Source organism: Clostridium weizhouense, assembly GCF_019431045.1.
Lineage (GTDB): Bacteria > Bacillota > Clostridia > Clostridiales > Clostridiaceae > Clostridium > Clostridium weizhouense.
This window is the reverse complement of sequence record NZ_JAHXPT010000005.1, coordinates 148,928-164,633: the sequence shown is the minus strand read 5'-3', so window position 1 is coordinate 164,633 and position 15,706 is coordinate 148,928. Positions and strand designations below refer to the sequence as shown.

Annotated in this window: 8 protein-coding genes and 1 pseudogene; 7 read left to right on the top strand and 2 right to left on the bottom strand. The window is 28.1% G+C overall.

The features are described from left to right. Positions 1-45 precede the first annotated feature (45 nt). Together KYD98_RS08505 and KYD98_RS08500 are read left to right on the top strand one after the other, a co-directional pair. Positions 46-1,065, top strand: coding sequence for a U32 family peptidase (locus KYD98_RS08505; RefSeq protein ID WP_219779207.1), 1,020 nt, complete (start codon positions 46-48; stop codon positions 1,063-1,065). Between the two features lie 183 nt (positions 1,066-1,248). Continuing rightward, positions 1,249-2,679, top strand: a complete 1,431-nt coding sequence (locus KYD98_RS08500; protein WP_219779206.1) for a cation:proton antiporter — start codon at positions 1,249-1,251, stop codon at positions 2,677-2,679. Between the two features lie 363 nt (positions 2,680-3,042). Here KYD98_RS08500 and KYD98_RS08495 read toward each other — a convergent pair whose 3' ends face one another. Together KYD98_RS08495 and KYD98_RS08490 are read right to left on the bottom strand one after the other, a co-directional pair. Then, the gene (locus KYD98_RS08495) at positions 3,043-3,528 is read right to left on the bottom strand and encodes a hypothetical protein (RefSeq protein ID WP_219779204.1); all 486 of its coding nucleotides are present in this window, start codon (positions 3,526-3,528) and stop codon (positions 3,043-3,045) included. Positions 3,529-3,543: 15 nt separating this feature from the next. Then, positions 3,544-4,014, bottom strand: coding sequence for an SPOCS domain-containing protein (locus KYD98_RS08490; protein ID WP_219779202.1), 471 nt, complete (start codon positions 4,012-4,014; stop codon positions 3,544-3,546). A 530-nt stretch (positions 4,015-4,544) separates the two neighbouring features. On the opposite strand from KYD98_RS08490, the gene KYD98_RS08485 reads away from it, so the two are divergent. The 5 genes and pseudogenes from KYD98_RS08485 (at position 4,545) to KYD98_RS08465 (ending at position 15,635) form a co-directional block, all read left to right on the top strand. Beyond that, complete coding sequence (locus KYD98_RS08485; RefSeq protein ID WP_219779201.1) at positions 4,545-11,858, top strand: CLIPPER-2 domain-containing protein; 7,314 nt, start codon at positions 4,545-4,547, stop codon at positions 11,856-11,858. A gap of 70 nt (positions 11,859-11,928) precedes the next feature. After that, positions 11,929-12,174 (top strand): annotated as a pseudogene (locus tag KYD98_RS08480) (cation:dicarboxylate symporter family transporter); the annotation flags it as partial. 138 nt (positions 12,175-12,312) lie between these two features. Beyond that, positions 12,313-13,074 carry a zinc dependent phospholipase C family protein gene (locus tag KYD98_RS08475; protein ID WP_219779200.1) on the top strand — a complete coding sequence of 254 codons (762 nt, stop codon included), beginning with the start codon at positions 12,313-12,315 and terminating at the stop codon, positions 13,072-13,074. Between the two features lie 229 nt (positions 13,075-13,303). After that, positions 13,304-14,395, top strand: coding sequence for a galactose ABC transporter substrate-binding protein (locus KYD98_RS08470; protein ID WP_219779198.1), 1,092 nt, complete (start codon positions 13,304-13,306; stop codon positions 14,393-14,395). A gap of 178 nt (positions 14,396-14,573) precedes the next feature. Further along, the gene (locus tag KYD98_RS08465; protein ID WP_219779197.1) at positions 14,574-15,635 is read left to right on the top strand and encodes a galactose ABC transporter substrate-binding protein; all 1,062 of its coding nucleotides are present in this window, start codon (positions 14,574-14,576) and stop codon (positions 15,633-15,635) included. Positions 15,636-15,706 lie beyond the last annotated feature (71 nt).

Here is a 15,706-nt window from a genome sequence, read left to right as displayed (position 1 = left end):
ACTCAGGTCTATTATTTTCTTTCATTTACTTAGGAGGAAAATACAATGAAGATAGTAGCAGGATTAGGATGTATTGATGATTATATAACATTGGTAAAAGCAGGAGCAGATGAAGTATTTTGTGGGTATGTTCCTTATGAATGGAATAAAAAATATGGCAACCTGTTTCCTTTAAATAGAAGAGAAGTGCTTTATTATAATATTCAGATAAGTTCTTTTGAGGATATGAAAATACTAAGAAAAATGGTTGATGTATATAAGGTTCCTGTAAGTATAACTTTTAATTATTTATATTACCTAGAAGAACAATATGAAATGATAGCTAAAATAATAAAAGATTTAATACATATCGGTTTTAATGATTTTATTATAGCAGATATTGCACTTATATTATATTTGAAAGAAAATAATATAAAATGTTCTATACATTTAAGTGGAGAATGTGCTGAATTAAATAGTCTTTCTATTGATTTTTTTAATAAACTAAATCTATCCCGTTACATATTTCATAGAAAAAATTCAATTGAAGATATGAAATCATGTATAAGTAATAATACAGTAAAAAATCTAGAGTATGAAGCATTTATTTTAAATGAGAGATGTCATTATACTGGTGCTTTTTGCAATTCTCTACATTGTGATGAGATGATACATTTATGTAAAATTCCATATTATTTATCAAAAGTGAGTAAAGATATAGATAATTTCAAGGAAGTTGATAGGAAACTTGAAACTTATTATAAAGAGTTGGATGAGAAAGAGAATGAAGAATTTTATTTGAAAAACGAATATGATATAGAAAATGAAGATGAAACTGAAGATTTATATATTCTTGGAGGGACAGGCTGCGGATTATGTTCTTTAAAAAGATTAAAAGAATCTGGTGTTACGCATTTAAAAGTAGTTGGAAGAGGGAATTCTATTAATAATATGGAAAAGGATGTGCAAAACCTAAAAAAAGCTATAAATATGTTAGATAATATTAAGGATAATAAGGTTTATAAAGAAAGCGTAAAAGATAAGTTATTTAATGGTAAATGTAGTGGTGAATGCTACTATTTTTAAATCTAATGAAAAAAATATAAACATTTTTTTGAGAATAATATTATATATTTGCAAGTATTATTAATATACAATATAATGATTGAAGTTATATAAGTATTTAATAGTTTTTAGAAATTTATATAATTTTAAAATGGTGAGAGAATATATGAAGAGAAGAAATCTATATTAATAGGAGAGGGTTTCATGGAAGAAATTATTAATTTTGAATCTATTCTGATAATTTCAGTATTAGCATTTATAACACCATTATTGATTAATTCATTTAAAAAAGTAAAGATACCTTTTGTGGTTGGAGAAATATTTGTTGGACTTATCTTTGGAAAGAGCTTTCTTAATTTAGTACATGAAGATGTATGGATTATCTTTCTTTCTAATTTAGGCTTAGCTTATTTGATGTTTCTTAGTGGATTGGAGATAGATTTCAATCAATTTAAATCAGATGAAAATGGTAATAAAACAATAAAGACCTTATTAGTATGTTTTGCTATGCTTATAATTTCATTGGTTGTATCTTTTGGAATATCAGTTTATTTTGTTAGAGTTGGAATAATAAAAGATGTATTTTTTTCTACTTTTCTTTTAACAGCGACAGCACCAGGACTATTAGTTCCTTTACTTAAGGAAAGAAATTTACTTGATTCTGATTATGGTCAAACATTATTGATTTTTTCATTATTGTGTGAATTTGTATGTTTAATTGCAATGACAATTTTATCAACAATAATAGATTCAGGTCTTAGTTATAAGAACTTTTTATTTACGATATTAATTGCACTTGCTTACTTAATATATACTCTTATAAAGAAATCAATAAAAAAGCTTAGCTTTAGTATTGAAAATTTTAAAGGGCTTCACATAGAAGTAAGGGCTGCTTTTGCTTTGATTATTATTTTAGTTTCTGTATCTCATGCTTTAGGAGCAGAAATTATAATGGGATCTTTTTTAGCTGGGGTAATATTTTCACTTATTTCAGGATATAAGCGTGAAGATTTAAAAGAAAAATTAGATATAATAGGATATGGGTTTTTGATACCAATATTTTTTATACAATTGGGTGTAAATCTAGATATAAAAACAATGTTTAATAATATTAAAATGTTAGAATTTATACCATTATTACTTATAGCATTTTATGTAGTAAAATCTGTTGCTTCATTGTTATTATCTTTTTTATTTGGAACCAATAAAGCAGTAAGTGGTGGATTTATACTTTCAAGTCAATTAAGTTTGATGATAGTTGGATTACAAATTGCTCATTCTTTAAATATAATAAGTGATTCAGTGTATACCTTATTTATAGTAACTACCATAATATCTTGTTTTATATTCCCTATTTTATTTGACAAGATTTTTAAATATGATGGAATTGTAATAAAGAAATCATCTGCTTTAGATAAAATATGTATAAGGGAAAAAGTTTTAACGAACTCTGATTTATTTGATAAACCTCTTAAAGAAATTAAGTTTCCACCAAGTTGTAGAATAGTTATGATAATGAGAGGCTTTGAAGAGATTCTTCCAAATGGAGAAACTATATTAAAAAAAGGGGATATTCTTCTTTTAGCTGGAATTAAGGCTAATGAAGAAGAAATGGTAGATATGGTTACAAACTAACATAACTTATATAAAAAATATCAATAAAATTTATATAAATAATTTTGTTGATTTTTTTATGATAGAAACACCTTTCTTTTGTAAATTGTGTATGTAAACCAATTATATAAAAGAAAGGTGATTTTTTATATTTTAAAATGAGATTTGTAAAAAATAATTATTTTTATCAATAATTCATTAGTGATAAAAATGTTATGAATACAATATTATATCTATAACATTTATATTAAATTATATAGTATAATTTTTCTGTGTTCTTTAATACTATAAAGCTATTATTTGCAGTAGTTATGTCTAGATTTGTTATTTTATTATTTGATTTTCTTAATTTATAATTAAATTGATATAATATTAAATATTACTTTAACATATAATTGCATTTACAAGTAACAGTATGCATTTATGAATATTTCTACAATCTAATTTTCTAGCTTTAACTGCTTCAACGTAAGGGGTTACAAAAATTCTATTACTTCTAAATAACTCACAAGTATTTATACAATTAATTTCCTTAGGAAGAACTATAAATAAACTTTTCATATTTTCAAAATAGGCAACATGAACACTTTGAGTTTTTTCATCTGCTACATAAGTTATTTTTTCTTTAATATTTAATTCAATAATTAACTTATATCCAGCTAATCTTTGACCTTCATTAGAATATCCTTCTTCTGTTTCAATTAATTTCATACTTACTATTTTGGGATCTACTACTACATTCAATATTCTTTCAATATTTGGTTTTTCAGATATAATTGTTAATATTTCGTTTATTATTTCTTCTTTAAAATATTTTACCTGTGATGGCAATAGTTTTTGATTGATATTAGTTTGTACTTTGCATCTCATAATTTCAGCTCCTTATTATATATCAGCTATTAGTAGAATAGTTATATTGTTGTAAATACACTTATTATCTAATTGATCTGAAAATATATCTTCAATTAATATACTTGGATTTATTTTAATATTAGGATTAAAGTCTGATGGTAAAACTAAATAGTTACAGAAAGGAAAACAAAAATGTGCAGTATGAACTGTTTGAGTTGGCTCACATGCTATATATTTTACCTTGATTTTTATATCTCCACAAACTAATAATTTATAACCTGTCATAATTTGACCTTCTATAGATGAACCAATTGGTGTATTAACTATTTCATAATCTGTCACCAACCCTTTAACTGATACTGTATTTATTTGTTCCATATCTGGTTTTTGGTTTGGAATACATACTATCTGCTCTATATTAATTTGATTAAAGTTTTTCTTATTTTTTATTGGACATTTTTCTATTCCGATATATTCAATAAGTCCTCTTTTAACATTTTTCATAAAGCACCTCCTAATTTTTCATAGTATTAATATATGCGTTAATAAAAAATTGGTTAAATATATAATGTTGTTAAACTTAAAAGATTAATTTAAATTAGTAGTTTTGGTAGATTTCAAAAGATGAGAGTCTATTTATAGGTATTTGAATTTAAAATTTATATTATAGATGAATAGTTATAGAAATAATTTATATTAACTATCAGTTAAATTTGAATAATATATAACCAAAAATGAATTTTAGAATAATATAGATTAGAGTCTTTTTTAGGAAAAAAAAGTCTATGTAAAGAATTAAATAAGATTTTATTAAACATTATAGCATTAACAATTCTAAAATATCAAATGCAACTGTTTAAAGAAATTAACCGGGTTGATATGGCAAGTTAATACATTCTAATAGATTCTAATAGATTCTAAATTAATGTTTATATTGATACTGTAAAAAATATAAGTTAGATTGTAGCAGAATTTAGAAGTTTTTAATGCTATTTGTAAATGTTAAAATTTATTATTAAAGGAGTGATTAATATATGGCTGCAACTATTACTGGAAGAGTCTTTGATGACTTAAACCATAATGGTGTATATGATCCAGGTGAGCCTGGAATACCTAGTGCCTATGTAGTTTTGAGAAATCCTAATGGTGTATGTACAACAGTCCAAACTAATGTATCTGGTATATATACTTTTACAAATATTAATATAGCTGGAACTTATACTATCTATGAAACAGCTATAAATCCTGGAGCTACATGTCCACCAACAACTTTTGGCCAACCAGCAGGATTTACCAATTCAAGTACCTTTAGAACTGATACAGTTACTGTAACTGCAACCAATATAACAAATAATCAAACCGTAACTGCAGCAAATTTTGGTCATGATAATCCAGATACCTTTATTTGTTCAGCAATTGGATATCAAGTTGCTACCCCAGGTCCAGGTCTTAATAGCCAATTTTTAAAAATTAATTTAGTAACAGGTGATGTAACTCTTATAGACTCAAATATTGGATATAATATTAATGCTATTGGATATAATTCTTTAGACAATATGATATATGGTATTGATATTAATACTGAACATCTTTTAAGAGTGGCAGAAGATGGTACTGTAACTGATTTTGGAGTTGTTCCTAATTTGCCATCAAATCCAGCTAATTTTATTGTAGGAGATATAGATAATGATGGTCATCTATTTGTATATAATACTACAAATGACAGGTATTATGTAATTGATGTAGATCAAAATTCATCTACATTTGGTCAATTACTTGATCCTCAAAATGGCTATATAGTAGATACATCACCTTATGGAAATACACTTCAATCCTCTGTTACTATAGCAGACTGGGCATGGAATTTAAATGATGGTTATTTGTATTCAATAGATTATACAACTACTAATCCTGAAGTGATAAGAATAGATCCAACTACTGGTAGCGTAACAACTTTTACAACAACAGGTTTACCAACAAGTACTGCTGCATATGGAGCTATGTTTATGGATGCTAGTGGTACTTTATATGCTATCAATAATGATACAGGAGTTATTTATCGTATAACTTTTTCTGGTACTAATGCCACTGCTGAAACTTTTTCACAAACTGTTTCATCAAGTGGTAATGACGGAGCTATGTGTGCTAATGCTTTAGTTGAAATAGATTTTGGTGATGCACCTGACCCAACTGCTGGAAATGGTCCGGATGATTATTCAACACTACTTGCAAATAATGGTCCTAGACATCAAATACTGAATGGTTTAGTTTTAGGAACACAAGTAACAAGTGAGATTAATGCATATGCAAATACAACTACTGATGCAACAGGAGATGATATTCCACAAAATATTCAAGATGATGGTTTAGCAGTTCCTCTTCCTGACTTATTAACAATTAATACAAATTATTCCTTAACTGTAACAGTTACAAATCCTATAAATACGGGAGCTTCTGCTAATTTATATGCTTGGATAGATTTTAATCAAGATGGTATATTTGAAGGGAATGAAGCTGCTTCTGTTCAAGTAATTCCAACTTCTGCATCTACTCAACAGGTAGTTTTAAACTTTACTGTACCTGCTGGTATAACACCAGATCATACTTTTGTAAGACTAAGACTTACAACTGATAATTTAGTAAATGGTAATGCTGCAGATCCAACATTATTAGATACAAGAAGCATAGGCCCAGCAAATGATGGAGAGGTTGAAGATTACTATCTAGTAATAAGAGATCCCCTTGTTGAAATAAATAAATCAGTAGATAAAGCTTTTGCAAATGTTGGTGAAGTTTTAACTTATACTGTAACTATTAGAAATCCGGAAACAGTAGCTCTTAATAATGTATTATTTACCGATCCAATTCCTTCAGGAACAACTTATAATGATAATTTATCAGTCAGTACAGGATATACAGGCACTGATCCTCAAAGTGGCTTAACTATAACTACAATAAATCCAGGTCAAACTGTAACTATTAGTTGGGAAGTCAAGATAGGGGATGTGCTTCCAACTCCAAATCCTATTCCAAACACTGGAACAGCATCCATAGATGGTGGAGTTCCAATACAAAGTAACACTGTTTTTACAGCTGTTCTTGAAAATACTAAATCAGTAGATAAGGATTTTGCAAATGTTGGAGATATTTTAACTTATACTGCTACTATTACTAATCCTGGAACTGATCCAGTTAATAATGTATTCTTCCAAGATCCAATTCCAGCTGGAACAACTTATAATGATAACTTATCAGTAAGTACAGGTTATACCGGAACAGATCCTCAAACAGGACTAACTATAACTACAATAAATCCTGGAGAAACTGTAACTATAATATGGCAAGTTACAGTGGTAGACACTTCTGCAAATCCAATAACTAATATAGCTGAAATAACAGTACCTGGAGGAACTCCAACACCAACTCCACCTGTAGAAACAACAGTCCTTGAAAATACTAAATCAGTAGATAAAAGTTTTGCAAATGCTGGTGAAACTCTAACCTATACTGTAACTATTACTAACCCTGGAATTGGGGCAGTAAATAATGTATTTTTCCAAGATCCAATTCCAGCTGGAACAACTTATAATAATAATCTATCTGTAAGTACAGGTTATACAGGAACAGACCCTCAAACAGGACTTACAATAACAACTATAAATCCAGGTGAGACTGTAACTATATCTTGGCAAGTTATAGTTATCGATACTTCTGTAAATCCAATAATCAATATAGGTGAAATAACAGTACCAGGTGGGACACCATCACCAACACCCCCAGCAGAAACAACAGTAATTGAGATCTTAAAAGCAGTTGATAAAACTGTTGCAAATGTAGGTGAAGTAATAACTTATACTGTAAGTATAACCAATCCTGGTTCAACTGCAGTAAGTAATGTATTCTTCCAAGATCCAATTCCAGCTGGAACAACTTATAATGATAATCTATCCGTAAGTACAGGCTATACAGGAACAGATCCTCAAACAGGACTCACAATTACAACTATAAATTCTGGTCAAACTATAACTATATCTTGGCAAGTTAAAATAGGGGATGTGCTTCCAACTCCTAATCCTATTCCAAACACAGGAACTGTAACTATTCCTAATGGAACTCCAACTGACACAAATACTGTTTATACAGCTGTCCTTGAAAATACTAAATCAGTAGATAAGGATTTTGCAAATGTTGGTGAAGTTCTAACTTATACTGTTACTATTAATAACCCTGGAACTCAGGCAGTTAATAATGTGTACTTTATAGATGATGTACCTCAAGGAACTATTTATAATAATAATTTATCAGTAAGTACAGGTTATACAGGAACAGATCCTCAAAGTGGACTTACAATTACTACAATAAACCCTGGTGAAACTGTAACTATAACATGGCAAGTCACAGTTGTAGATACTTCTGCAAATCCAATAACCAATATAGGTGAAATAACAGTACCAGGAGGAACTCCAACTCCAACACCTCCAGCAACCACAACAGTTCTTGAAATTGCTAAAGCAGTTAATAAAGTTTTTGCAAATATAGGTGAAGTAATAACTTATACTGCCACTATTACTAATTCTGGAACTGAGGCAGTTAATAATGTGTTATTTACAGATCCAATTCCAGCTGGAACAACTTACAATGATAATTTGTCAGTAAATGTACCATATACTGGATTAAATCCTCAAACAGGAATTACAATTACTACAATAAATCCAGGTCAAACTGTAACTATTAGTTGGCAAGTTAAAATAGGAAATACTGTACCTAATCCTAATCCTATTCAAAACACAGGAACTGTAACGATTCCTAATGGAACACCAACTCAAACAAATACTGTTTATACAACTGTTCTCGAAAATACTAAATCAGTTGATAAATCATCTGCAGTTGTTGGTGAAGTATTAACTTATACTGTTACTATTACTAATCCTGGAACTGAAGCAATTAATAATGTATTATTTACTGATCCATTACCAACAGGAACTATTTACAACAATAACTTATCAGTAAGTACTGCATATACAGGAACAGATCCACAAACAGGACTTACAATTACTACAATAAATCCAGGTGAAACTGTAACTATAACATGGGAAGTTAAGATAGTAGATGCTACAGTAAATCCAATAACAAACATTGCTGAAATAACAGTGCCGGGAGGAACTCCAACTCCAACCCCACCTGTAGAAACAACAGCTCTTGAAATTGCTAAAACAGTTAATAAGTCTTATGCTGACTTAGGGGATATCATAACTTATACAGTTACAATTAAAAATTCAGGAACTGCGGCAGTTAATAATGTACTATTTACAGACTCTATTCCAAATGGTACAACTTATAATAATAATTTATCAGTAAATACTGCATATACAGGAACAGATCCACAAACAGGACTTACTATAACTACAATAAATCCAGGTCAAACTGTAATTATATCTTGGGATGTAAAAGTAGGAGATGAAATTCCAGATCCTAACCCAATAACTAATGTAGCCATAGTAACAGTACCAGGAGGAACTCCAATACCAACACCAGAAATACCAACAGAAATTAATAATGCTGATTTAGTATCACCAGGAAACTTCGTTAAATCAACAAATTTAGATTATGCAGATCTTGGAGATGAAATAACTTATACCTTAACAGTAACTAATACAGGAAATACTACAGCAAATAATGTTATTATAAATGATCCTATTCCAAATGGTACTTCATATGTTAATGGTAGCTTAGTAGCAAATGTTTCAGTTACAGGAGTTCCGGCTACAGGAATAAATGTAACTAATGGTATTGCACCAGGACAAACTGTTACGTTAAGCTACAAAGTGAAAGTAGATGAAATACCAAATCCAAATCCAATACCAAATACAGCAAGTATAAGCTACACTTATACAGTAGATCCAAATAATCCAAATGGAGCTAGTGGTGGTGGAAATACTAATACTGTATATACAGAAGTTAGACATGGCGAAATACCACCTGAAGAGGCAATAAAAACTGTAGATAGAAATCCAACAACTCCAGGTGATATTATAACTTATACTATTACAGCTAAAAATACTGGAAATGTTCCTGTTACTGATGTAATAGTTAAAGATGTAGTTCCTCAAGGAACAACTTTCGTAGCTGGTTCAGTAGTGGTAAATGGTTTATCTAAACCATCAGAAGACCCTAATATAGGAATCAATGTAGGAACTATAGATGCTGGAGATACTGCTATAATATCATTTGAAGTTTTAGTAGGAGATACTGCTCCAAATATATTAACTAATACTGCAGATATAGAATATTCATATACAGTAGATCCAGATAAACCACCAATAGATAATATTATTCCTACACCACCGGTTAATACTACGGTTTTAAAATCAAGTATTAAATTAGAAAAAGTTGCTGATAGAACGGGCGCAATAGTTGGAGATATAGTAAGATACTCTATTTTCGTTACAAATGATGGTGAAATTGATCTTGACAATATAATAGTCACAGACCCACTATCACCATCGCTACAATATTCAAACAATCTAACTATCAATGGTTTACCTTCTAATCAAAGCATTTTAACTGGAGTAAATATAGGCTCCTTAGTTATTGGTGCTGGAGCTACTATAGCCTTTGATGCTAAGATAATTTCTATTCCTGCTGATAAAACTATTAACAACACTGCTTCTGCAAAATTTAATTATACTGTATCAGGAGAAATTTTTAATGGAACTGATATAAGTAATGAAGAAACTGTTAGAGTTTATAATCCTGAATTAACTATGACCAAGGTGTCAAATAATCCTACTGTTAAAGTTGGTGACATCTTCCAATATACTATTACAGCAGAAAATACTGGTGATATTATTATAAATAATGTAATTGTTAAAGATGATTTACCACCTGAATTCAATGTTGTTCAAATCACTGTTAATGGTGCCGTTATTAATGGAAATATTGAAGCTGGCATAAATATAGGTAACCTTGCAATTGGTGAAAGCGTAGATATTGTTTTAACAATACAAGTGTTGGCTGATTTAACTAATACCTTCAAAAATGTTGCTATTGGTACTGGTACAAGTACAACAGATCCAAATAAACCACCAGTAATAGTCGAGGGAGAAGGAGAAGATCCTGGTGTTACAGTTTATAATCCTAAACTTGAATTAGTAAAATTAGTAGATAAACCTTATGTAATAGTTGGAGATACTGTAACTTATACAATAATTGCTAAGAATACAGGTGATATTATTTTAGGTAACGTAGAGTTAGATCCGATAATAATTTATGATTTATTAAGTCCTAGCTTAGAATTCGTTTCTGGTTCAGTTACTGTTGATGGTATACCTGATCCATTATCTGGAATAGTAACTGGTGTAAATATTGGTGTATTAAATGTTGGTGAAAGTAAAACTATAACTTTTAAAGCAAAGGTTATTTCTGCTGATATTTCACCAATAGAAAATACTGCTCAAGCAACATTTGGGTATCAAATACCTGGCGATGACCCAGAAACTGGTAATTCAACTAGCGATACAGTTCAAGTTGTTCCAGAAATAGCTAGACTTGAAATATTAAAGCAAGCTAATACAAACTTTGTAGTTATCGATGATGTAATAAATTATACCATAACTATAAAAAACACAGGAACGTTAGATGCTTACAATGTAATTTTTACAGATGTATTGTCTCCAGAAGTTGAATTAATTGATGGTTCATTCAAAGTAAATGGGATTAGGATAAATAATGTAGATTTAAGCAAAGGTATAAATATTGGAACAATTAAATCAGGTGAACAATCAATAGTGGAATATTCAGTTAAAGTTATAGCTAATAACTGTGAGCTTAAAATTATAAATTCTGTAACTGCTAAATTCCAATATAAATTGCCAAATGGAATTACTGGTATTGTTACTACGGATCCTTCTACTGTTGTTGTGAATCTTGGTATTAGCAACTTTAAACAATTATCTATAGAAAAAAATATAATAATTCCATCACAAAAACCAGATATAGAAGAGATTAATAAAGTAGATGGTGATATAGATATAATTAAATGTTATGTAATAGAAACTCCGATTTTAAAATCAAATGAAGGACAAATTTTGACAGGCTATAAGTTGATAATTCATGGTATTTTAAATGAAGTTATTGAGTATACAGCAGTAAATTGTGAGCAATCAGTTCATTCAGCGCATTATTCAATGCCATTTAGTACCTTTATAGTTCTTCCAGAAAATTATTGTCCTGGTAATGAAGATATAACCACTGAAATTGAGGATATTTACTTTAATCGCTTAAATTCACGCACACTATTTACTAATGCAACTATTTTAATAAAGATAATAGGATGTTGTTGTAAATAATTAAAATTAAGGTTGGTTCAAATTTTTGAACCAGCCTTATAATTATTTTTAAAATAAATTCTCCAAATATAATGTAAAAATACTTAAATACTTACAACCTTTTGGGGATATTTTTATTCGATTAATTAAAACGATAGTTGCCCCTATTGTATTTTCATCACTTGTTGTTGGTGTTGCCGGTGTAGGTGATGCAATGTTTTGGGTAACAAATCAAATTATGAAACTTGATCCATTAGGGGTGTTTGGTTTAATAGGTGTAACAGTTTCTAAATTTGGACTAGCTTCATTAATTCCGTTAGGAAAGTTAGTTATTACTGAATCTCAAGGGCCTTTTATTATTTTTTGAATATGTATAAAATTTAATCATTGCTATAAAATCTTAAAAATATGAATAATAGTCAAAGAGATGTTTATAATAACTTAGATTATAAATATATTTATAGGGATGATGATTATGGAAATTTTAGAAAAGTTATATTCATATGTATTTAAAAAAATATTAAAAACTGTAAATCCAATAAAAAAGAAAATAATAAAGGCTGAATGTATAGTTCATAAATTCATAAATACTCAATCTTTAATAGTATTAAAAAATGATGGACATATAGAGGCTTATAAACTTATGAAATCTTATATAAGCAATATTAATGAGGGAGTAGTTTGGGCTGATCAGGATTTAAAAAGCAGTAATCATTTTTATAATCCTGATATAAATAAAGGGTTATATGGTAATAGTGATGCAAAAAAGGAATGTATATCTTACTATATTAGGGCGTTAAATGAATATTTCCATGGTAATATTAAGGGTTCAATGTTTTATTTAGGTGCTGCTTGTCATTTAATTCAAGATTTGACTGTTCCTCAGCATGCTAATGTTAAATTATTAAATAATCATAAAAGTTATGAGAATTGGGTAATTAAAACTCATAGACATTATGATGATTTTAAAATTAAAAAAGGAGGAATATATTTTAAATCTTTAAAACATTATATTGATTTTAATAGTAAGAAGGCCATAAATATATACAGAAAACATTCTAATATGCAAAATAAACAAGTTAGATTTTATATAATTACTTCAAAGGTTCTAACAATGGCTCAAGCTACTACTGCTGGGTTGATGTTTAAATTCTATAAGGATACACAAAAAATTAATTTTTTTATAGTTAAAGACCATAAAAATCACTTTGAAAATTTATTAAGTAAATTGCTATAGTAAAATAAAAAATTTATTGATTTTGTTAATGTAAATTTAATGGAATGATTTTTTTTTTTTAATACATAATAAAACTAGAAACTAAATTATCTCTAAGTAGAGGATATTGATTCGAAAATTTTACAATTTGATATAAATATATTTACTATTAATAAAAGAAATATATTTATTTTAGTTTGACCTATTAGATAAATATCAGAATAATTAAAAATAAACTAAGGAGAATAATATGGGTGTATTAAAAAAAATATTAACAAGCATAACAGCTTTAATTATTATTTTAGTTATATTAGTAGGTAACAGTAAAAAAGTTATAAGTGTTACTAAAGACTCTTCAGCAAGACAGCTAGTTAATGTAGCTTTAATTGCAAAAGATCTTGCTAATGATGATTATCTTATATATATTTGTGAAGATTTTAAAGAAATTGAAAAAAAAAATCAAGGTAAGGTTAAATTCACCTGTTATGATTCAAAATCTAATTTGGCAATAGAAAATGAAATTATTGATAGAGTAGTTAAAGAAGGTGTTGACCTTATCTTATTAGATGCAACTGACACAAAATATTTACAAGAAACTATTAATAAAATTAAAATATATAATATTCCGGTAATAGTATTTAATAGAGAACCACTTACAATGGAGCCCATTAAATCTTATGCAAAAGCCTTATATATAGGAACAGATTCAAAACAATCTGGAATAATGCAAGGAAAAATACTTATTGATGCATGGAATGCTAATAAAGATTTAATTGATAGAAACAAAGATGATATAATGCAATATATTATGTTGCAAGGTGAACGTCATAATAGGGTACCACTTGAAAGAACAAAATATTCTATTTTAACAATTGAAGAAGCAGGAATAAAAACTGAAGAACTTGCATTGGTAGTTGGTCAATGGGATTTGGAATTAGCTAAAAATGAAATTAAGTCGTTACTTTTAAGATATGGTAATAAAATTGAAGTTATAATTGCAAATGATGATACGATGGCACTAGGAGCAATTGAAGCATTGCAAGAATTTGGATATAATAACGGCGATAAAACAAAAACAATTCCAGTTGTGGGAGTTGATGGAGTACCAAAAGCTAGAGAATTGATAGAGGAAGGAATTATGTTAGGTTCTGTTGTTCATGATCCAATGGATTTGGTTCAGGCTCTTTATAGCGTAGGTATGAATTTAGTTAATAATAAAAATCCAATTGAAGGCACTGAATATAAACTTGATGATACAGGAGTGGCAATTTATATTCCTTTTAGAGGTTACATAGATAACATTAACGGGTATGTAGAAGATAAAGAGTATACAATAAAATAAATATATGTAAAATATAAAAAATAAAAAAGGAAAACAAAATTTTTAGATTACTTCATATCATATGTTATTACAAGTGTTGATTATAAAGAAATCATATAAATTGAGTTAGAATATTTTTAAAATTAATACAAATCTTAAGATTAATGACTAAAATTAAACGATATATTGGAGGATGTTAATGAATAATTTGAAAAAAATAGTAATTTCTGTTATGCTTTCTATTATCCTTGTTTTATCAATAGTATGTTTTAATTTTAATGTATTTGCTAATTCAAATTTTAATACAGAAAAACCAGTTAAGATAGGTGTATTTTTAAGTGATTTAGAAAATATGTATGTTTCTTTAGTTAAACAAGATTTAGAACGTATAGAAAAGGAAAATAAGGATAAAGTTAAATTTACTTTTTTTGATGCAAAATATAATCAAAGTATACAAAATGAAAATATTGAAAAAGCTATTACAGAAGAATATGATCTTTTTATAATAAATTTAATTACTAATAACTTAAGTGATGTAGAAAATACTTTAATTAAAATTATGAAAAATAATATTCCCTTAATTTTAAGTCCAGGTCCATCTAAAGAAATAATAAATTTCCTTAAACCATATAAGCGATTTGTGATTGTTGGAGCAGATTATAAGCAAGCTGGTATCATAGAGGGAAAAATACTTGTTAATGAATGGAATTCTAATAAAGAGCTTATAGATAAAAATAATGATAATATATTGCAGTATATTATGTTAAAAGTTGGAACTGATAGTCCTTTAACATATTTGAGAAGCAAATACTCTGTTTTAACAATTAATGAGGCTGGAATAAAAACAGAAGAACTTGCATCTTCTAACTGTGAAGGGAAAGAAAATTGTGCTAAACTTTCTATTGAATCTCTATTTCTTAAATATGGTAATAGAATTGAAGCTATAATTTCTAATAATGATGATATGGCAGTAGGTGCTGTCAAAGCTTTACAAAAGTATGGATATAATAAAGGAAATAAATCAAAAACAATTCCAGTTGTGGGAATTAACGGAATTCCAGAGGCTAAAGATTTAATTGAAAAAGGGTTTATGACAGGGACTGTTATTTTAGAACCTCAAGATTTTGCAGAAGCTCTTTATTTTATTGGAATGAATTTAGCTTCTGATAGAGATCCTCTTGAAAATACAAACTATAAATTTGATGATACAGGATTTACAGTTAATTTAGATTATAAGGAATATATAAATGATAAAAAATAAATATCAAATTTGATAATAAAATACTTAAATATGTAGATTAAAGAGTTCGTTATTTGTATATTAAAGCCCAT